Below are 18,923 nucleotides of genomic sequence, written 5' to 3'. Positions count from 1 at the left end.
GTACGTGAGGAACCGTTCCGCGCGACACTGAAGGGGTGCCGGGCCGCGATCCGCGGCCTCGGACGAGAGGGAGCGGTCGTGACGGACCGGAGTCGGGAGTCGGGCAGCAGGCGGCTGCTCGGCGAGCTGCTGGCCGCCAGCCATCTGATGCCGCTGGAGATGCTGCCGCTCACCGTGGCCGAGCATGCGGCACCCGCCGGTATCGGCCAGGTGCAGATCTATCTGGTCGATGTGCGGCGGCGCGTACTGCGGGAGCTGACCGCCTCGGGCGCCGTGGGACGGGAGGGCGGGGTACCGGAGGACGGGGTACCGGAGGAGCTGAAGGTCGAGGGCACCGTGCCGGGCCGGGCCTACCAGTACGGGGAGGTGCTGCCCGCGGCCCCCGCCGAACCGGGCCGCCACCAGTGGTGGGTGCCGCTGTTGAACGGCACCGAGCGCATGGGTCTGCTGCGGGTCACCACGGCCACCGACGACGCACGGGCCCGCGAGGACATGAAACTGCTCTCCGCCCTGGTGGCGCTCATCGTGGTCAGCAAGCGCGACTTCAGCGACGCGTTCGCCCGGCTGGTGGGCAGCGAGGCGATGACCATCGCGGCCGAAATGCAGTGGCGGCTGATGCCACAGACCACCTACGCGGACGGCCGGGTGGCCATCTCCGCCGTCATGGAGCCGGCGTTCGACATCAGCGGGGACGCGTACGACTACGCCACCGACGGACCGATGGTGCGCCTGGCGGTCTTCGACGCGATGGGGCACGACACCGCGGCCGGGCTGACCGCCAACCTCGCCCTGGGAGCGTGCCGCAACGCCCGCCGCCGCCGCGCCGACCTGGTGCGGACCGGCGAGCGGGTCGACGAGGCGCTCATCGAGCAGTTCCAGGGAGGCCACTACGCCACCGGTGTCCTGGCCGATCTGGACACCCGCAGCGGGGAGCTGCGCTGGGTCAGCTTCGGCCACCATCCGCCGCTGATCATCCGCGGCGGCCGCTGGACCACCCGTCTGCGGTGCCCCCCGGGCCTCCCCCTGGGCATGAGGCTGGGGCTGGGACTGGGGCTGGAGGCCACACTGTGCCGCGAACAGCTCCAGCCCGGCGACCGCCTCGTGTTCTACACCGACGGCATCACCGAGGCCCGGCGCCCCGGCGGCCGCGAATTCGGCCTGACCCGGTTCGTCGACTTCCTCATCCGGCAGCACGCCGACGGGCTGCCCGTTCCGGAGACGCTGCGCCGTCTGGTCGGGGCCGTCATGGCCCACCACGACGGCCGCCTCCAGGACGACGCCACCGTCCTGCTCTGCGAATGGCTGGGCCCGGTGCCCGGCCCCACCGATCAGGCCGCGGCCCTGATGGGCGTCCCCGCCACATAGCCGCCACCGCCCCGGCCGGGCGAGTGCCGGCCGGGGCGGTGCGGTGTGGTGCGCTGTGGTGCGGTGGTGCGTCAGGTGCGCGCCAGGCGGGTCAGCCGAGGGTGGCGAGGGCCTGGTTGAGGGTCGCGGACGGGCGCATGACGGCCGAGGCCTTGGCGGTGTCGGGCCGGTAGTAGCCACCGATGTCGGCCGGGGAGCCCTGGACCGCGAGCAGTTCGTCGACGATCGTCTGCTCCTGGGTGGAGAGCGTGTCGGCGAGCTGGGCGAACGCCTTGGCCAGGTCGGCGTCGTCGGTCTGCTTGGCCAGCTCCTGGGCCCAGTACAGGGCCAGGTAGAAGTGGCTGCCGCGGTTGTCGATACCGCCGACGCGACGGCTGGGCGACTTGTTCTCGGCCAGGAAGGTGCCGGTCGCCCGGTCGAGGGTGTCGGCGAGGATCTGGGCCCGCGCGTTGCCCGTCTTCTGCGCGAGGTGCTCGAAGCTGACCGCGAGGGCCAGGAACTCGCCCAGGCTGTCCCAGCGCAGGTAGTTCTCCTTGACCAGCTGCTGGACGTGCTTGGGCGCCGAGCCGCCCGCGCCGGTCTCGAACAGACCGCCGCCGTTGATCAGCGGGACGACCGAGAGCATCTTGGCGCTGGTGCCCAGCTCCAGGATCGGGAACAGGTCGGTCAGGTAGTCACGCAGGACGTTGCCGGTGACCGAGATCGTGTTCTCGCCGCGGCGGATCCGCTCGAGGGAGAGCTTGATCGCCTCTACCGGGTCCAGGATCCTGATGTCCAGGCCCTCGGTGTCGTGCTCCGGCAGGTACGCCTTGACCTTCTCGATGAGGTTGGCGTCGTGGGCCCGGCCCTCGTCCAGCCAGAAGACGGCCGGGTCCCCGGTGGCGCGGGCGCGGGTGACGGCCAGCTTGACCCAGTCCTGGATCGGCACGTCCTTGGTCTGGCACATCCGGAAGATGTCACCGGCGCCGACGACCTGCTCGAGCACCGCGTTGCCCGCCCCGTCCAGGACCCGGACGGTGCCGGTGGTGGGGATCTCGAAGGTCTTGTCGTGGCTGCCGTACTCCTCGGCCTTCTGCGCCATCAGACCGACGTTGGGCACCGAACCCATCGTGGCCGGGTCGAAGGCGCCGTGGGCGCGGCAGTCGTCGATGACGGCCTGGTAGATCCCGGCGTAGCTGCTGTCCGGGATCACCGCGAGGGTGTCGTGCTCCTCGCCGTCCGGGCCCCACATATGGCCGGAGGTGCGGATCATGGCCGGCATGGAGGCGTCGACGATGACGTCGGACGGCACATGCAGGTTGGTGATGCCGCGGTCGGAGTCGACCATGGCCAGCTCCGGGCCCTCGGCCAGCTCGGCGTCGAAGGACGCCTTGATCGCCGCGCCCTCGGGCAGGGCCTCCAGGCCCTTGAGGATGCCGCCCAGGCCGTCGTTCGGGGTCAGACCGGCGGCGGCGAGGGTTTCACCGTGCTCGGCGAAGGTCTTGGGGAAGAAGGCGCGTACGCCGTGGCCGAAGACGATCGGGTCGGAGACCTTCATCATCGTGGCCTTCAGGTGCAGCGAGAACAGCACACCCTCCGCCTTGGCGCGGGCCACCTGCGCCGAGAGGAACTCGCGCAGCGCCGCGACGCGCATCACGGAGGCGTCCACGACCTCGCCCGCCAGCACCGGCACGGACTCGCGCAGCACGGTGGTGGAGCCGTCGTCGCCCGCCAGCTCGATGCGCAGCGAGCCGTCCTCCGGGATCACCACGGACTTCTCGGTGGAGCGGAAGTCGTCGGTGTCCATGTGGGCCACATTGGTCTTGGAGTCGGCCGTCCAGGCGCCCATGCGGTGCGGGTTGGCCTTGGCGTAGTTCTTCACGGCGGCGGCGGCGCGGCGGTCGGAGTTGCCCTCGCGCAGCACCGGGTTCACCGCGGAGCCCTTGACCTTGTCGTAACGGGCGCGGATCTCCCGCTCCTCGTCGGTCTTCGGGTCGTCCGGGTAGTCCGGCAGCGCGTAGCCCTGCTGCTGGAGCTCGGCGACCGCGGCCTTCAGCTGCGGGATCGAGGCCGAGATGTTCGGCAGCTTGATGATGTTGGCCTCGGGGGTCTTGGCAAGGTCACCCAGCTCGGCGAGGGCGTCGGGGATGCGCTGGCCCTCTTCCAGGTGCTCGGGGAACTGGGCGATGATCCGGCCCGCCAGGGAGATGTCCCGGCTCTCCACGCCGACCCCGGCCGTGGAGGCGTACGCCTCGATCACCGGCAGGAACGAGTACGTCGCGAGGGCAGGGGCCTCGTCCGTGTGCGTATAGATGATGGTCGAGTCAGTCACCGGGTGCTCCGCTCCACGTCTGCAACATTGCTCGACATCAAGATATCTGGTGCCGAGCGCTTTCCCGAAAGGGCCCTGGGCAGAAGGCCGCACCCTGGTCACGGCCCGCGATCCGATGGGATCGTCCGGTCCATGCCGACGACTCTGCGGGGCGCGCGGGGGGGTGCTGCGCCCCACCGTCCCTTCCGATGCTCCCTCCTTGGCCGCGATCCGCGCCACGCCCGAGGTGTACGCGCGCTGGCGGGGCGGTGAGGACCTGGTGGCGGCGGGGCGCGAGGATCTGGCCGAGCCCGGCGCCGAGCGGCTGACCATCGAGTTCGGGGGTGCGGTGATCGGCTTCATCCAGTGGTCGGCCGAGACCGATCCGGACTACCGGCACGCCGGCATCGACATCTGGACCACTCTCACGTACCGACCGCTCACACGTACCGGCCACTCTCACGTACCGGCCACCCTCACGTACCGGCCACTCTCACGTACCGGCCACCCTCACGTACCGGCCACTCTCACGTACCGTCCACGCGCAGCCGCCACTCGCCCGCGCGGCCGGTGAGGGTGACCGTGGAGAGCGGGCGGACGTCGACGTTCCAGTAGCAGTGCGGCGGCGCCTTGATCGCGTACATCAGGGCGGCGCGGACCACCCCGGGGTCGGCCACGGCCACCATCTTGGCGTGGTCCTCGGCCGGGCGGGTGTCCAGCCAGCCGCCGATCCGCATGATGAACGCGTGCAGCGACTCCCCGCCGTGCGGTGCGGAGCGCGGATCGCCGAGCCAGGCGTCCACCTCCGTGGGTTCGCGCGCCATCACATCGGCGAGGGAACGGCCCGCCCAGCGGCCCATGTCGCAGTCGCGCAGGGCGAGTTGGACCAGTGGCGTGAAGCCCAGCGCGTCGCCGGTCTCCCGGCTGCGGGTCGACGGCGAGCAGTAGCGCAGCTCCGCCGCGGCCAGCGGCAGCAGCCCGGGGGCCGCGCGCTCGGCGGCGAGCCGGCCCTCCGAATCCAGCGGCCGGTCGTCGCCGAAGCGCTCCCCCAGCCGGGAGGAGCTGCGGCCGGCGGCGACCAGCGTCAGCCGAAACGTCATCCCGGCATCGTAGGGTCACGGCCGCGGCGCCAGGGCCCGTACCCAGGAGAAGGGCTATTCGGGGGGCCGCCCCGAAGGGCGCGGGGCTGTGTCGGTGTGCGGCTCCGCCGCGTGGGCGCGACCGGCGGAACTTTCCCCTCCCCGCCCCTTCCCGATACCAAGGGCTCCGCCCCTGGACCCCGAAGGCCTGGGACGCAGCCCGCCGGGCGGCGGAGCCGCCTAGCGATGCTGAGAGAAGGGGAGCCTCGGCCCGGAGTCTGGGCCGGAGCCCCGGCCGGGCGCCTGGAACGGAGCTCCGGCTTCGGGATCTGGGGCGCACCCCCAGCTTCGGGGCCCGGGACACAGCCCCAGCACCGGGATCCGGGACGCGGCCCCAGCCCCCGGCCGGGGACGCGGCCCCGGGCCGGGGGCCTGGGACGCAGCCCTGGGCCGGGGCCTGGGACACAGCCCCAGCTTCGAAATCTGGGGCGCACCCCCAGCTTCGCACCCCCAGCTTCGGAGCCCGGGGCCCAGCCCCAGCTCCGGAGTCCGAGACACGCACCCCCAGCTCCGGAGCCCGGGACACAGCCCCAGCTCCGGAGCCCGGGACACAGCCCCAGCTCCGAAGCCCGGGACACAGCCCCAGCTCCGGAGCCCGGGACACAGCCCCGGGCGGGGCCTGGGACGCAGCCCTGGGCCGGGGCCTGGGACGCACCCCCAGCTCCGAGGCCCGGGACGCAGCCCCAGCTTCGAAATCCGGGGCGCGCCCCCAGCACCGGGGCCCGGGACACAGCCCCGGCCGGGGGCCTGGGACGCAGCCCTGGGCCGGGGCCTGGGACGCACCCCCCCGCCCCGAGGCCCGGGACGCGGTCCCGGGGCGGGGGCTGGGGCGGAGCCCCGGGTTCGGGAAGGGGCGGGGAGGGGAGCAGTCCGCCGCAGGTAAGGCCCGGGGGGCGCCCCTAACCCCCCGCCAGCACCTCCTCGCACGCGGTGCGCAACCGCCGCACCCCCTCGGCCAGTTCACCGGTGCCCGCCACCGACGCGAAGCTCAGCCGCACATGCGGCGCGGGCGGTTCGGCGCAGAAGTACGGGCGGCCGGGGGCGACGGCGACCCCGGCGCGCAGCGCGGCGGAGGCGAGGGCGGCCTCGTCGGTGCCCTGGGGCAGCCGCAGCCACAGGTGGTAGCCGCCGGGCGGGACATGGCGCAGCTCAAGCGCGGGCAGCTCCCGCCGTACGGCGGTGACGAGCGCATCGCGGCGGGTGTGCAGCTCGGCGCCCACGGTGCGCAGATGGCGGGGCCAGGAGGGCGCGCCGACGAGTTCCAGGGCGGTCTCCTGGAGCGGGCGGGGCACGAAGAAGCTGTCGACCACCTGGATCGCGCGCAGCCGCTCCAGCGCGGGGCCGCGGGCGGCGAGCGCGCCCACCCGCAGGCTGGGCGAGGTGGCCTTGGTGAGCGAGCAGACATGGACCACCGCCCCGTCGGGGTCGTCGGCGGCGAGGGTGGCGGGCAGCGGGCCCGCGTCCTCGTGGACGAGCCGGCGCGCGAAGTCGTCCTCCACCACGAACGCGCCCGCCTCGCGGGCGATCGCGAGCACCTCACGGCGCCGCCCGGCGGAGAGCATCGCGCCGGTGGGGTTCTGGAACAGCGGCTGGCAGACGAAGACCCGGGCGCCGGTCGCCCGCAGCGCCTCGGCGAGCAGTTCGGGGCGTACCCCGTCGGCGTCCACCGGCACCGGGACCGGGCGCAGCCCGGAGGCGCGGGCGGCGGCGAGCATGCCGGGGTAGGTGGGCGATTCGACGAGGACGGGCGCGCCGGGCGGCGCGAGCGCGCGCAGCGCGCAGGTGAGCGCGGACTGGCCGCCCGCGGTGACCAGGACGTCGGAGGCGCCGATGACCCCGGCCGGGCCGCCGATCTCGCGGGCGAACCAGGCGCGCAGTTCGGGCAGGCCCTCCACCGGCGGGCGGTCCCAGGCGCCGGGCCGCCGCCCGGCGCGGGCCAGGGCGGCGGCCAGCGCCCGCTCCGGCTGGAGTGAGGAGTGCAGATAGCCGCCGTTGAACTCCAGGATCCCGGGCGGCGGGGCGGCGAGCGTGGCCAGGACGCCGGAGGCATCCACCGAGCGCGGCACCGACTCACCGGCCGTCTCCACGCTCAGCGCGACCTCCTGCCAGGAGGTGTCGCCCGGCCGCGGCGCCCCGGCCCTTGGCCGGTCGGCGCGGAAGGCACCGGCGCCGGGGCGGGTGACCACCAGCCCTTCGGCGACGAGCGCGGCAAGGGCGCGGGAGACGGTCACCGGGCTCACCCGGTGGCGCTCGACCAGGGCCCGACTGGACGGCAGCTTCTCTCCGGGTGAGTAGCGGTTCAGCTCCCTCCGCAGGGATCCCGCGAGTTCAGTCACACTGCTACGCTGCTGCATGACAGCACAGGATAGCGCTACTGACGGCAGCGCGATAGCGGTGAGCGGTGGCCCCGTCACGGATGACGACCCCGCCCAGGGTGACGGCCCCCTTCCGCGCGGCGGCGCCGCCCCGGCCCGGGGCGGCGCCCGGACCGAGGGCGACGCCCGGGCGGCCCCGGCGCTCCCGACGCCGTTCGCCCTCCGTACCGGCACCCTGCTCGCCGCGCTCGGCGTGGCCGCCTTCTCCCTCACCTTCCCCGCCACCGCCTGGGCGCTCACCGGCCTCGACCCCTGGACGGTGACCACCTGCCGGGTGGTGCTCGCCGCACTGATCGCGGGCGGGGCGCTGGCCGCCCTGCGGGTCCCGGTGCCGGACCGCCGCCACTGGCCGGGGCTGCTGGTCGTCGCGGCCGGGGTCGTCGTGGGCTTCCCGCTGCTGACCACGCTCGCCCTTCAGACCTCCACCACCGCGCACGCGGCCGTGGTGGTCGGCCTGCTGCCGCTCACCACCGCCGCCTTCTCGGCCGTACGCACCGGAGTGCGGCCCTCACGGGTGTTCTGGGCGGCGGCGCTGGCCGGGGCCGCGGTCGTGATCGCCTTCGCGGTGCAGCAGAGCGGCGGGGCGCTCACCACCGGCGATCTGTATCTGTTCGGCGCGCTGCTGGTGTGCGCGGCGGGCTACACCGAGGGCGGCCGGCTGGCCGGCCATATGCCGGGCTGGCAGGTGATCGGCTGGGCGCTGGTGGGCTGTCTGCCGCTGTCGGTGCCGGGCGCGGCGCTCGCGCTGCTGGGCGAGGACGTCCACCTCGGCGGCCGTGCGGTGGCCGGGCTGCTGTGGCTGGCGGTCGGTTCGCAGTTCGTAGGCCTGGTGGTCTGGTACCGGGGGATGGCCGCCATCGGAGTGGCCAGGGCCAGCCAGCTCCAACTGGCCCAGCCACTGCTCACCCTGGTCTGGTCGGTGCTGCTGCTCGGCGAGACGCTGACCCCCGCCGCCCCGATCGCCGCCGTCGCGGTGCTGGTGTGCATCGGGGTGACACAGCGGGCCCGGGTCCCGGCCGGGGCGGTACGGGCTTCCGGCCCCGGCCGTACGGGTCGGTCCGAAACCGTCGAAGGGGCGGACCGGATTCCGGAAGCGGTGGACCGGATCCCCGAAGCGATGGACCGGAGTCACCCCCCGGCCGGAGCAAACCAGGACAACCGGCCATAGACTGGCCTCAGGGATGGCATCGTCAGGGATGGCATCGTCCTCAGCAGATCGCATTGCCCTCCAGCGGACGGGAGGTCACGCACATGGAGGCGACCGTAGGCGACAAGCTGCTGGTGCACGGCAGGGTTGTCGGAATTCACGATCGTGTAGCGGAGATCATCGAAGTGCTCGGGGATAACGGGGAACCGCCCTACCGCGTGCGTTACGAAGACGACGGACACGAGTGCCTGTTCTCCCCCGGGCCCGACTCGGTCGTCCGTCACCTGGCCGCCGGCCCCGGGCAGCGTTAGGTCTTTCCCCTCTCCGCCCCTTCCCGCTACCAAGGGCTTCGCCCCTGGACCCCGGGGTCCAGGGGCGAAGCCCCCACGCGTGGGAGCCCCTACGCGGCGGATCCCCTACGCGGCGGAGCCGCATATCGTCGGGTGTTGACCGCCCCCGCGAGGCGGGGCCCGGGTCAGCGGGGCGGACGGACGCGATACGGATAGTGGTCGGCGACCACACGCGCCATGGCGCCGTTGCGGTCGGCGGCCACTTCCTTCGCCGAGAAGTACACATTGCCGCGCACCTGGGGAAAGCCTCGGCCGAGGGTGAGGTGCCGGGACAGCTCCGCCGGGTCCTGCCAGGGCGCGGGCTGCGCCGGATCGCCCGCCTTGTAGAGCGCCTCGCCGATGTAGAGGTTCACCCCGGTGCCCCGGACCGCCTCCGACCACCAGGGGACGAGCACCCCGTAGTCGGCGGCGGCGAAGCCGATGTTCCAGTAGACCTGCGGGACGACGTAATCCAGCCAGCCCCGCCGCACCCAGCCACGGGTGTCCGCGTAGAGGTCGTCGTAGGTCTGCACCCCCGCCGTGGTGGCGGAGCCAAGCGGGTCGGTGGCCTGGTTGCGCCAGACGCCGAAGGGGCTGATGCCGAACCGCACCCGCCCCTTGAGACGTTTTACGCGCACGGCCGTCTCGTACACCAGGCGGTCGATGTTGTTCCGCCGCCAGGCCGCGCGGTCCGGGAACCCCGCGCCGTGGCGCTCGTACGCCGCGTCGTCGTCGAAGACCTGACCGGCCACCGGATACGGGTAGAAGTAGTCGTCCCAGTGGACGGCGTCGATGTCATAGCGCGCGACCGCGTCCAGCATGGCGTCCTGGACGAAGCGGCGGACCTCGGGCAGCCCGGGGTTGTAGTAGAGCTTCCCGCCGTACGGCACCACCCAATCGGGGTGCACCCGGGCCGGATGGGTGGGGACCAGCCGTGAGGGGTCGGTGTGGTTGGCGATCCGGTACGGATTGAACCAGGCGTGCAGCTCCAGACCGCGCCGGTGCGCCTCGCGCACGGCGGTGCCCAGCGGATCCCAGCCCGGGTCCTTGCCCTGGACACCGGTGAGGCACTCCGCCCACGGCTCGTACGGCGAGGGCCACAGGGCGTCCGCCGTCGGCCGCACCTGGAAGACCACCGCGTTGAGCCGGCGGCTCACGGCGGTGTCGAGGAAGCCCAGCAGCTCGGCCCGCTGCTGCTCCGGAGCGAGACCGGGCCTGGACGGCCAGTCGCGGTTGGCCACGGTGGCCAGCCACATCCCGCGGAACTCGGGCCGGTGCCCACCACCCCGCCCCTCCGCCAGCGCGTCACCCGCCGTGACGGTGGCGGCCAGGGCTCCGGCGGCCGCCACCGTGAGACTTCTGCGCGTGATCCGACCCATGAAACCCAACTCCTCGCCTCGGTCGTGCCGTCAACGTGAGCGTGCGCCGGGCGCCATGGGGCGGCGAGCCCGATGTGGTGGCAACTCCCGCTGATGATGGGGCCCTTGTGGGGCACCCGGCAATGCTTACCGCGATTCCGGGGCGGCCGGGCCCAACACCCCTTGAGGACCCCTTGACTTCACCCTTCTCGCACGGCCATCCGGCCGCTAGCATCGAATGACGCACGCATGGGAGCGCTCCCAAATACCCTCGCCCGCATGGCCCTCACCCCTCACTACCCCCACGTCCGGAGAGGAAGTTCCCGTGCGCAGCAACGGCAGAAGACCGGTCGGCGCGCTCATGGCCGCGCTGGCGCTCGTCGGCGGCTTACTCACCGCGGCGGCCTCCCCCGCCGCGGCCCGCCCAGAAGCCGCCCCCGCCCGGGGCGCCGCCCAGGCCGACGCCTACACCTGGAAGAACGTCCGCGTGGACGGCGGCGGCTTCGTCCCCGGCATCGTCTTCAACCGCAAGGAGAAGAACCTCGCCTACGCCCGCACCGACATCGGCGGGGCGTACCGCTGGGACCAGTCCGGCAAGCGGTGGGTGCCGCTGCTGGACTCGCTGGACTGGGACCACTGGGGCTGGACCGGAGTGGTGAGCCTGGCCAGCGACTCGGTGGATCCCAACAAGGTCTATGTGGCGGCCGGTACGTACACCAACAGCTGGGACCCGGGCAACGGCGCGGTCCTGCGCTCGTCCAACCGGGGCGCCAGCTGGCAGTCCACCACCCTCCCCTTCAAGCTGGGCGGCAACATGCCCGGCCGCGGCATGGGTGAGCGGCTGGCGGTGGACCCCAACCGGAACAGCGTGCTCTACCTCGGCGCGCCGAGCGGCAACGGGCTGTGGCGCTCGACCGACTCCGGTGTCACCTGGTCGAAGGTGACGTCCTTCCCCAACCCCGGCACATACGTCCAGGACGCGAGCGACACCAGCGGCTACCTGAGCGACAACCAGGGCGTGGTGTGGGTGACCTTCGGTGAGCGCACCGGCTCCTCCGGCAGCGCCACGAAGACCATCTACGTGGGCGTGGCCGACAAGGACAACACCGTCTACCGCTCGACGGACGCGGGCGCCACCTGGTCGCGGGTGGCCGGGCAGCCCACCGGCTATCTCTCCCACAAGGGCGTCCTGGACGCCAAGAACGGCTATCTGTACCTGACCACCAGCGACAAGGGCGGCCCCTACGACGGGGAGAAGGGCCAGGTGTGGCGGTACACCACGGCCACCGGGGAGTGGAAGAACATCAGCCCCATGGCGGACGCCGACACCTACTTCGGCTACAGCGGACTCACGGTGGACCGTCAGAAGCCGGGCACGCTGATGGTGACCGGCTACAGCTCCTGGTGGCCGGACACCCAGATCTTCCGCTCCACCGACTCCGGCGCCACCTGGACCCGGGCCTGGGACTTCACCAGCTATCCGAACCGGTCCTTCCGCTACACCCAGGACGTCAGCGCCGTCCCCTGGCTGACCTTCGGCACCAACCCCACCCCGCCCGAAGTCACCCCGAAGCTGGGCTGGATGACCGAGGCGCTGGAGATCGACCCGTTCGACTCCAACCGGATGATGTACGGCACGGGAGCGACGGTCTACGGCACGGAGAACCTCGGAAACTGGGACGCGGGCGGCAAAATCGCCATCACGCCCATGGTCAGGGGCCTGGAGGAGACGGCGGTCAACGATCTGGCCAGCCCGCCCACCGGCGCCCCGCTGCTCAGCGCGCTCGGTGACATCGGGGGCTTCCGCCACACCGATCTCGACGCGGTGCCCGCGAGGATGTACACCTCGCCCACGTTCACCACGACCACCAGCCTGGACTACGCCGAGACCAACCCGAACACCGTGGTCCGGGTGGGCAACAACGACTCCGCGCCGCGGATCGCCTTCTCGACCGACAACGGCGCCAACTGGTTCCAGGGCAGTGAGCCGTCCGGGGTCACCGGCGGCGGCACGGTGGCCGCGGCGGCCGACGGCAGCGGCTTCGTCTGGGCCCCGGAGGGCACCTCGGCCGTCTACCACACCACCGGTTTCGGCAACTCCTGGTCGGCGTCGAGCGGCATCCCCGCCGGAGCGGTCGTGGAGTCCGACCGCAAGAACCCCAAGAAGTTCTACGGCTTCAAGGCGGGCACCTTCTACGTCTCCACCGACGGCGGCGCCACCTTCACCGCCAAGGCGTCCTCCGGGCTGCCGGCCGACGGCCCGGCACGGTTCAAGGCGCTGCCGGGCGCCGAGGGCGACATCTGGCTCGCGGGCGGCAGCACGGGCGGGGCGTACGGACTGTGGCACTCCACCGACTCCGGCGCGACCTTCACCAAGCTGAGCGGTGTCCAGCAGGCGGACACCATCGGCTTCGGCAAGGCGGCGCCGGGCGCCTCGTACCCGGCGCTCTACACCAGCGCGAGAATCGGCGGCGTACGCGGCGTCTTCCGCTCCACCGACGCCGGGGCGAGCTGGACCCGGATCAACGACGACGCCCACCAGTGGGGCTGGACGGGCGCCTCCATCACCGGCGACCCACGGGTCTACGGACGGGTCTACGTGGCCACCAACGGGCGCGGCATCCTGCGCGGCGACATCTCCTGACGGCGGGGGCGGACCGGGGCCGGATACCCGGACCCGGCCCGCCCCCCGCCGATAACCGGAAGGTAACGTCTGGGGCGACAGGGGGACGGCACAACGGACAGTTGGACCAGCGAAAGGCACGATGTGACCGACATCGAACGCGTCGGAGTGGTGGGCTGTGGCCAGATGGGCGCGGGCATCGCGGAGGTGTGCGCCCGATCCGGCCTGGACGTCATGGTCGCGGAGACCACGGGCGAGGCCCTGGAGATAGGGCGTACCCGGCTGACCAACTCCCTCGGCAAGGCCGCGGAGCGCGGCAAGATCACCGAGGAGCAGCGCGACGCGACGCTGGACCGGCTGAGCTTCACCACCGATCTGGGGGAATTCTCCGACCGCGATCTGGTGATCGAGGCGGTCGTCGAGAACGAGCAGATCAAGACGGAGATCTTCCAGGTCCTCGACCAGGTGGTGACCCGCCCGGACGCGATCCTGGCCTCCAACACCTCCTCCATCCCGCTGGTCAAGCTGGCCGTCGCCACCTCCCGGCCCGACCAGGTCATCGGCATCCACTTCTTCAACCCGGCGCCGGTGCAGTCGCTGGTGGAGCTGATCCCGGCGCTCACCACCGGTGACGAGACGATCAAGCGCTCCGAGGCGCTGGTCGGCGACATCCTGGGCAAGCACGCCATCCGCGCCCAGGACCGCGCGGGGTTCGTGGTCAACGCGCTGCTCATTCCGTATCTGCTGTCCGCCATCCGGATGTTCGAGTCCGGGATCGCCAGCCGCGAGGACATCGACAACGGCATGGAGCTGGGCTGCGCCCATCCGATGGGCCCGCTGAAGCTGTCCGATCTGATCGGCCTGGACACCATCGTGGCGATCGCCGACTCGATGTACGAGGAGTACAAGGAGCCGCTGTACGCCGCTCCCCCGCTGCTGCTGCGGATGGTGGACGCGGGCCGGATGGGACGCAAGACGGGCTCGGGCTTCTACTCGTACTGAGCGGGCGCGCGGCTCGTTCCGGATGACGGCGCCGCTGACCGGATCGTTCCGCCACCGGTCCCGATCGTGCCTGGCCGGGGGCGTTCGTCCCTGGTCAGACTGGGGACCATGAAGCGAGCGCTGATCGTCATCGATGTCCAGGAATCCTTCCGCGCCCTCCCGTCCTGGGAGCGGATCGCCAACCCGAAGATCGCGGATCCGGTCAACCGGCTGGTCCGCCTCGCCCGCGCCGAGGGGGACCAGGTGATCTGGGTGCTGCACACCGAGCCCGGCAGCGGGGGCGCCTTCGACCCGGAGCAGGGGCGGATCCGGCTGCTGGAGGAGCTGGAGCGGCCCGCTCCGGGTGAGCCGGTCCTCCACAAGACCGCCCACAACGCCTTCACCACCACCCGGCTCCAGCGGCTGCTGACCGAGGCGGGCGTGCGCGAGCTGGTGGTCTGCGGGATCCGCACCGAGCAGTGCGTGGAGACCACCGCCCGGGTCGGCAGCGATCTGGGGTACGGGGTCGTGTTCGTCACCGACGCCACCACGACCCATCCGATCGGCGCGTTGGGCGCCGAGGCGATCGTGGAGCGTACGGAGGCGGTGCTGCGGGACCGGTTCGCCCGGATCGCCACGGTGGCCGAGCTGGAGGCGGAGTCGGGGGCCTCCACGGCATGAGCCGGGTCGTGTTCGTGCTGGTGCCCGGGGTCCATCTGCTCGACCTGGCCGGACCGGCGCAGGTCTTCGGCACGGCGGCGGACCTCGGGCTGCCCTATGAGCTCGGCTATGTGGCCGAGCGGGAGCTCGTTCCCACCGCTCAGGGTCTGACGCTGAACGCGCGAACCGAGTGGCCGGCGACGGGCCCGGACGACCTGGTCGTGGTGCCGGGCTGGCGGATCTCACCACCGCACGACGGCCGGGTTCCCGGCCCGGAGTCGCTTGAGCGGCTGTGCGCCCACCACGCGGCAGGGGGCACCGTGGCCAGCGTATGCGCCGGGGCGCTGGCGCTGGGGCGGGCGGGGCTGCTGGACGGCCGCCGGTGCACCACCCACCATGAGCTCCAGGACGAGCTGGCGGCCCGGCACCCCCGGGCGACGGTGGTCCGGGATGTGCTGTTCACCACCGACGACCGGGTCGTGACCTCGGCGGGCATCGCCAGCGGTATCGATCTGGCGCTGCATCTGCTCGCCGTACGGCACGGACCGGCGCTCGCCGCCCAGGTGGCCCGGAGCATGGTCGTCTACGCCCGCCGCAACGGCGATGAGCCGCAGGCCAGCGCCATGCTGCGGCATCGCGCCCATCTGGACGACGTGGTCCACCGGGTCCAGGACGTCATCGACGCGCGGTTCACCGAACCGCTGTCGCTGGCGCGGCTGGCCGTCGGGGCCGGGGTCAGCGAACGCACCCTCACCCGGCTGTTCACCCGCGCCACCGGCGGCCTCACCCCGCTGCGCTACCAGCAGACGCTGCGGCTGGAGCGCGCGGAGCATCTGATCGGCCAGGGGGCGACGGTGACGGCCGCGGCGCGGGACGTGGGGTTCGACGACGCGCGGATGCTGCGCCGCCTCCGGGCGCGGACGCCCTGACCCAGGCGATGTGCGACCGTCAGTCGGAGCCGTCGAGGTCGTGGCCCGCATCGGCGCCGAGGACGCCGTCCAGCTCGGAGATCTCCCCGACCAGCCGCAGGACGTCCCCGGTGCCCTCGAGCGCGAGCACCACCTCGGCGACCCCCGTATCGGCGGGCCGGGCCTCCTCCTCGGCCCGGACGATCCGGGTGGTGCGGTCCCGGCCCTTCCACGGCGCCCGGTCCACCCGGACCCGGCCCACCTTGTACCCGGCGGCCGTGCACAGCTCCAGCACGCGGGGCAGCAGCCCGGCGCCCACGCGGTACGAGAGTTGAAGCTCCACCCGTTCGGCCGACCAGACGGTCGGCAGCCGGCGGGTGAGCACCGGGTAGCCACGGATCACCAGGAAGTGCACCGCGGTGGCGGCGGTGGCCAGCAGGGCCAGACCACCGCCGCAGGCCATGCCCACCGCACAGGTCAGCCAGACGGTCGCGGCGGTGGTCAGCCCGCGGACGGCGTCCCGCCGGACGAAGATCAGGCCGCCCCCGATGAAGCCGATACCGGAGACGATCTGCGCCGCCACCCGCGAGGGGTCGAGGCCGACGTGGTCGCGGAACAGCACATCGCTGAAGCCGTACTGGGAGACCTGCATGAACAGGGCGCTGCCCACACCCACCAGGGTGTGGGTGCGCAGCCCGGCGCTCTTCTGCTGCACCGCCCTCTCGAGCCCGATCAGGGTGGACAGCACCAGCGCGACGCCGAGCTCGGCGAACTGCCGCACTCCCTGGTCGGCACCGAATTCCCACATCGGAGCGGCGATCAGTGCCACATCCGTCCCTTCCGTCCGGCCTGTGGATGGACGCGATCCATCCGGTCCGCCCGCCCCTCACGGCCCCTTCCCGGAGACCGCCGTCCCCCATGAGTACCCGCCGGGTACCCGCTGAGTACCCGCCGGGTATCCGCTGAGTACCGCCTTTCGCACGGGGTGTGCGCCGGTGACTCACACACCATCCCCACACACGCTCCCGCACCACCTGGGCATGCGCTTGACTCGGAGCGTCACCACTGCATGGACGTTACATCCGGAAGGGGATCAACCCGTGACCACCGAGCCCGAGCAAGCCGCGTTAGCCGTGGAGCTCGCGGAACTGCGCCGGACCGTCGAAGTGGGCTTCACCCGCGTCGACGGCCGGCTCGCCCTGCTCGACCACCGCGGAGAGCAGGCTGAGGAGGACGTGAACCAACTGGGCGGGCGGATACGGATACTGGAGCACGGACGCTGGCCGCTGCCCTCCATCGCCGCGCTGACCGGGCTGTCCGCCCTGGCCGTCGCGGTATGGCAGGCGGCGGGACACTAGCCCGGACGGCCGCCGGCCCGGCCCAGGGTCGTTCTGACCCTAGCCGAGCCTGATGTGGTGGAGCAGCAGCAGCGCGGCCGCCATGTTGGCCGCGGGCACCTCGCCCCGCGCCACCAGGTCGGGCACCAGCTTCAGCGGCACCCACTCGCGGCGGTCCGACTCGAAGTCGTCCTCCGGGTGTCCGACGTACGACGCCTCCTCGGCCCAGTAGATGTGGTGCCGTGCGTCGGTGAGCCCGTTGGACGGCTCGACGGAGAGCAGATGACGCAGCGGGCCGGGCCGCCAGCCGGTCTCCTCCTCCATCTCCCGGGCCGCGGCGTCGGCGATCTCCTCGCCGTCCTCGACGACGCCCGCGGCCAGCTCCCAGCCCCAGGCGTCGGTGATGAACCGGTGCCGCCACAGCAGCAGCACCTCGTTGGCCGCGTTGACCGCGGTGGCCACGGCCACCGGGCGCAGCCGGATCAGATAGTGGTCGAGTTGACGTCCGTCGGGGAGCCGGACATCGGCGAGGTTGACCCGGAACCATCGGTTCTCGTACACGGTCCGCTCCCTGAGGTTCTTCCAGCGCACTGTCAGCCACCTTTCGTCGCACGGGAGGCCATCCTGGGCCACCCGCTGACGAGAGTGCGGACCCGCGAGCGGAACCGCGGTCACAGAGGAACGCGCAGTGCCCCGTCGATGAGTTCGGCGGCCTCGGCCGTCGCGGCGCTTCCGCTCGCCGCGAGGTGTTCCCGTACCGCCCGCAGCCGGTCGCGTAACCGCTGGGACTCCATGCCCCGCGCCCGCTCGGTCATCTCCACCGCCGTGGCGCCCGCCAGGTCCGCCTCGCCCTGGCGCAGTTCGATATGGGTGAGCATGGCGAGCCGGTGCACCCGGCCCCGGTCGTGGGCGGGGGTGCCGACCGCGGCGGTGGCGTGCTCGCGGGCGCCACCGAGGTCGCCGAGGCTCAGCAGCGCCTCGGCCACCTGGATGTTCACCAGACCGGGCTGGACATAGCCGGTCTCGTCGGGCTCCTGGCCCGGTCTGATCCGGTCGGCGGCGGTCTCGGCGCGCCGGATGCAGGACAGCGCCCCGGCGCCGTCGCCGAGCCGGGCGTACGCCTTGGCCTGCATGGCGTAGAGGTCGGCGGCGAGCGCGGGGGTGATCTGGGAACCCGCGGCGCGCAGCGCCGACTCGGCGAAGGCGACCGCCTGCCGGTACTCCTTCATGAAGAGGGACTGGTTGACCAGCAGCGCTATCACATACGCGCCCAGGCCCCGGTCGCCGCTGGCCTTGGCGAGCCGCAGCGCCTGGTGGAAGTAGCGCTGGGCCAGGCCGTGCGCGTTGGAGTCGTACGCGCAGATCCCGGCGATGGCCACCAGGCCGCCGGTCGCCCGGTGCAGCTGGCGGCCGGTGTCGTCGGCGTACGCGCCGCGCAGCAGCGGCGCGGCCTCGGAGTTGAGGAACCCCACCACCCGGGTCCGGGTCGCGACACCGCCGGCCTTGCGGTACATCTGCTCGTAGTGGGCGCGGGCGGCGCGCAGCGTCTCGATGTCGGTCATGCTGACGCGGGTCAGCCCGCGCCGGGAGACATCGGAGTCCTCGGGAGGGTTCTCCCACTCCCACACCGGGATGACGGCGGGGGTGCCGGTGACCGCCGGGGCCTCGACGACATGCGGGCGCTGCTGTTCGTCGGAGCGCCACAGCGCGGTGGCGCGCTCGACGAATCCGGAGAGCGGGGTGGCGGGGCCGCGGACGCTGCCGGGGGTGCCGAGGCCGATGTCGTCCAGGGTGAGGGCGCGGTGCAGCCGCTCGCCCAGCACCTCGCAGATGAGGTCCGGCACCTGGCCGCGCGGCCGCTGCCCCTTCAGCCACCGGGCCACGGCGGTGTGTTCATACCGCAGCTTCATCCCCCGTGCTCTGCCCGCCTCGTTGACATGCGCGGCCAGCCCCGCGTGGGAGACTCCGGCCTCGTCGAGCACGGAGTCGAGCAGTGTGTTGGGCTCCATCTCGCCCTCCCCAAGCGCTCGGTGGCGCCAGCGTAATGGAGCGCGATTCGCACGGGGTGTGAATCGGGACGAGGTGGGGCCCAGCGGGGCCGTTCCCCTCCCCGCCCCTTCCCGCAACCTCGATATGCCGCTCCGCCACCACCGCGCGGCAGGGGCTCCGCCCCTGGCCCCCTGGTGCCTGGGGCACACCCCCTGGTATCGGGAAGGGGCGGAACCCCGGTCTCGGGGCCTGGGGCGCGGCCCGGGTTTCGGGGCCTGGGGCGAAACCCCGGCATCGAGGCTTGGGGCGCAGCCCCGGCATCGGGGCCTGAGGCAGAGCCCCGGCATCGAGGCCTGGGGCGAAACCCCGGTTTCCGGGGCCTGGAGCGAAACCCCGGCATCGAGGCCTGGGGCGAAACCCCG

Annotated in this window: 16 protein-coding genes; 9 read left to right on the top strand and 7 right to left on the bottom strand. The window is 72.7% G+C overall.

Going from position 1 to position 18,923, the window contains the following annotated elements:
* Window positions 1-147 precede the first annotated feature (147 nt).
* Window positions 148-1,365 (top strand): PP2C family protein-serine/threonine phosphatase, encoded by a 1,218-nt coding sequence (locus ACJX2R_RS39955; RefSeq protein WP_413106065.1) that lies wholly within the window; start codon window positions 148-150, stop codon window positions 1,363-1,365.
* Window positions 1,366-1,456: 91 nt separating this feature from the next.
* On the opposite strand, the gene ACJX2R_RS39950 is transcribed toward ACJX2R_RS39955, so the two are convergent.
* Window positions 1,457-3,676: an NADP-dependent isocitrate dehydrogenase gene (locus ACJX2R_RS39950; protein WP_262700864.1), complete on the bottom strand. Its 2,220-nt coding sequence runs from the start codon at window positions 3,674-3,676 to the stop codon at window positions 1,457-1,459.
* Window positions 3,677-3,875: 199 nt separating this feature from the next.
* Between ACJX2R_RS39950 and ACJX2R_RS39945 the strand changes: the two genes are divergently transcribed.
* Complete coding sequence (locus tag ACJX2R_RS39945; RefSeq protein WP_413104059.1) at window positions 3,876-4,229, top strand: hypothetical protein; 354 nt, start codon at window positions 3,876-3,878, stop codon at window positions 4,227-4,229.
* On the opposite strand, the gene ACJX2R_RS39940 is transcribed toward ACJX2R_RS39945, so the two are convergent.
* Together ACJX2R_RS39940 and ACJX2R_RS39935 are read right to left on the bottom strand one after the other, a co-directional pair.
* Window positions 4,183-4,755: a histidine phosphatase family protein gene (locus tag ACJX2R_RS39940; RefSeq protein ID WP_413104058.1), complete on the bottom strand. Its 573-nt coding sequence runs from the start codon at window positions 4,753-4,755 to the stop codon at window positions 4,183-4,185. The two genes, ACJX2R_RS39945 and ACJX2R_RS39940, sit on opposite strands and share 47 nt — an antisense overlap.
* Window positions 4,756-5,693: 938 nt before the next feature.
* Window positions 5,694-7,148 carry a PLP-dependent aminotransferase family protein gene (locus ACJX2R_RS39935; protein ID WP_413104057.1) on the bottom strand — a complete coding sequence of 485 codons (1,455 nt, stop codon included), beginning with the start codon at window positions 7,146-7,148 and terminating at the stop codon, window positions 5,694-5,696.
* Here ACJX2R_RS39935 and ACJX2R_RS39930 point away from each other — a divergent pair.
* A complete protein-coding gene (locus ACJX2R_RS39930; protein ID WP_413104056.1) occupies window positions 7,147-8,337 on the top strand; it encodes a DMT family transporter in 1,191 nt (396 codons plus the stop codon). The two genes, ACJX2R_RS39935 and ACJX2R_RS39930, sit on opposite strands and share 2 nt — an antisense overlap.
* Before the next feature lie 83 nt (window positions 8,338-8,420).
* Window positions 8,421-8,627 (top strand): DUF1918 domain-containing protein, encoded by a 207-nt coding sequence (locus tag ACJX2R_RS39925; protein WP_020867170.1) that lies wholly within the window; start codon window positions 8,421-8,423, stop codon window positions 8,625-8,627.
* 164 nt (window positions 8,628-8,791) lie between these two features.
* Here ACJX2R_RS39925 and ACJX2R_RS39920 read toward each other — a convergent pair whose 3' ends face one another.
* Window positions 8,792-10,024: a glycoside hydrolase family 10 protein gene (locus tag ACJX2R_RS39920; RefSeq protein ID WP_413104055.1), complete on the bottom strand. Its 1,233-nt coding sequence runs from the start codon at window positions 10,022-10,024 to the stop codon at window positions 8,792-8,794.
* Between the two features lie 304 nt (window positions 10,025-10,328).
* On the opposite strand from ACJX2R_RS39920, the gene ACJX2R_RS39915 reads away from it, so the two are divergent.
* The 4 genes from ACJX2R_RS39915 (at window position 10,329) to ACJX2R_RS39900 (ending at window position 15,196) form a co-directional block, all read left to right on the top strand.
* Entirely contained in the window at window positions 10,329-12,647 is a 2,319-nt protein-coding gene (locus ACJX2R_RS39915) for a xyloglucanase (protein ID WP_413104054.1), read from the top strand.
* Window positions 12,648-12,770: 123 nt separating this feature from the next.
* Window positions 12,771-13,628, top strand: a complete 858-nt coding sequence (locus tag ACJX2R_RS39910; protein WP_020867173.1) for a 3-hydroxybutyryl-CoA dehydrogenase — start codon at window positions 12,771-12,773, stop codon at window positions 13,626-13,628.
* Window positions 13,629-13,736: 108 nt separating this feature from the next.
* Window positions 13,737-14,288, top strand: coding sequence for a cysteine hydrolase family protein (locus tag ACJX2R_RS39905; RefSeq protein ID WP_413104053.1), 552 nt, complete (start codon window positions 13,737-13,739; stop codon window positions 14,286-14,288).
* The gene (locus ACJX2R_RS39900) at window positions 14,285-15,196 is read left to right on the top strand and encodes a GlxA family transcriptional regulator (RefSeq protein WP_413104052.1); all 912 of its coding nucleotides are present in this window, start codon (window positions 14,285-14,287) and stop codon (window positions 15,194-15,196) included. The genes ACJX2R_RS39905 and ACJX2R_RS39900 overlap by 4 nt, the downstream gene beginning before the upstream one ends.
* Before the next feature lie 19 nt (window positions 15,197-15,215).
* Here the strand turns inward: ACJX2R_RS39900 and ACJX2R_RS39895 are convergent, their stop codons facing one another.
* On the bottom strand, window positions 15,216-16,004 hold the full coding sequence (locus ACJX2R_RS39895; RefSeq protein WP_413104051.1) for an MgtC/SapB family protein: 789 nt from the start codon (window positions 16,002-16,004) through the stop codon (window positions 15,216-15,218).
* Between the two features lie 271 nt (window positions 16,005-16,275).
* Here ACJX2R_RS39895 and ACJX2R_RS39890 point away from each other — a divergent pair, with 271 nt between their 5' ends.
* On the top strand, window positions 16,276-16,533 hold the full coding sequence (locus ACJX2R_RS39890; protein WP_262700857.1) for a hypothetical protein: 258 nt from the start codon (window positions 16,276-16,278) through the stop codon (window positions 16,531-16,533).
* A 39-nt stretch (window positions 16,534-16,572) separates the two neighbouring features.
* Here the strand turns inward: ACJX2R_RS39890 and ACJX2R_RS39885 are convergent, their stop codons facing one another.
* On the bottom strand, window positions 16,573-17,103 hold the full coding sequence (locus ACJX2R_RS39885; protein ID WP_262700856.1) for an NUDIX hydrolase: 531 nt from the start codon (window positions 17,101-17,103) through the stop codon (window positions 16,573-16,575).
* A gap of 80 nt (window positions 17,104-17,183) precedes the next feature.
* Complete coding sequence (locus tag ACJX2R_RS39880; RefSeq protein WP_413104050.1) at window positions 17,184-18,521, bottom strand: transcriptional regulator; 1,338 nt, start codon at window positions 18,519-18,521, stop codon at window positions 17,184-17,186.
* Between the last annotated feature and the right edge of the window lie 402 nt (window positions 18,522-18,923).

This window comes from Streptomyces sp. Inha503, from assembly GCF_047215865.1.
Lineage (GTDB): Bacteria > Actinomycetota > Actinomycetes > Streptomycetales > Streptomycetaceae > Streptomyces > Streptomyces lycopersici.
Note: the sequence above shows the minus strand (reverse complement) of the source record. Positions and strands in the feature narration are given on the sequence as shown.

Excerpts from the sequence above, each read along its gene's own strand:
- ACJX2R_RS39900 (WP_413104052.1), top strand. The coding sequence starts at position 14,285 with ATGAGCCGGGTCGTGTTCGTGCTGGTGCCCGGGGTCCATCTGCTCGAC.
- ACJX2R_RS39955 (WP_413106065.1), top strand. The coding sequence starts at position 148 with ATGCCGCTGGAGATGCTGCCGCTCACCGTGGCCGAGCATGCGGCACCC.
- ACJX2R_RS39920 (WP_413104055.1), bottom strand. The coding sequence starts at position 10,024 with ATGGGTCGGATCACGCGCAGAAGTCTCACGGTGGCGGCCGCCGGAGCC.
- ACJX2R_RS39880 (WP_413104050.1), bottom strand. The coding sequence starts at position 18,521 with ATGGAGCCCAACACACTGCTCGACTCCGTGCTCGACGAGGCCGGAGTC.
- ACJX2R_RS39940 (WP_413104058.1), bottom strand. The coding sequence starts at position 4,755 with ATGACGTTTCGGCTGACGCTGGTCGCCGCCGGCCGCAGCTCCTCCCGG.
- ACJX2R_RS39925 (WP_020867170.1), top strand. The coding sequence starts at position 8,421 with ATGGAGGCGACCGTAGGCGACAAGCTGCTGGTGCACGGCAGGGTTGTC.
- ACJX2R_RS39905 (WP_413104053.1), top strand. The coding sequence starts at position 13,737 with ATGAAGCGAGCGCTGATCGTCATCGATGTCCAGGAATCCTTCCGCGCC.
- ACJX2R_RS39930 (WP_413104056.1), top strand. The coding sequence starts at position 7,147 with ATGACAGCACAGGATAGCGCTACTGACGGCAGCGCGATAGCGGTGAGC.
- ACJX2R_RS39935 (WP_413104057.1), bottom strand. The coding sequence starts at position 7,148 with ATGCAGCAGCGTAGCAGTGTGACTGAACTCGCGGGATCCCTGCGGAGG.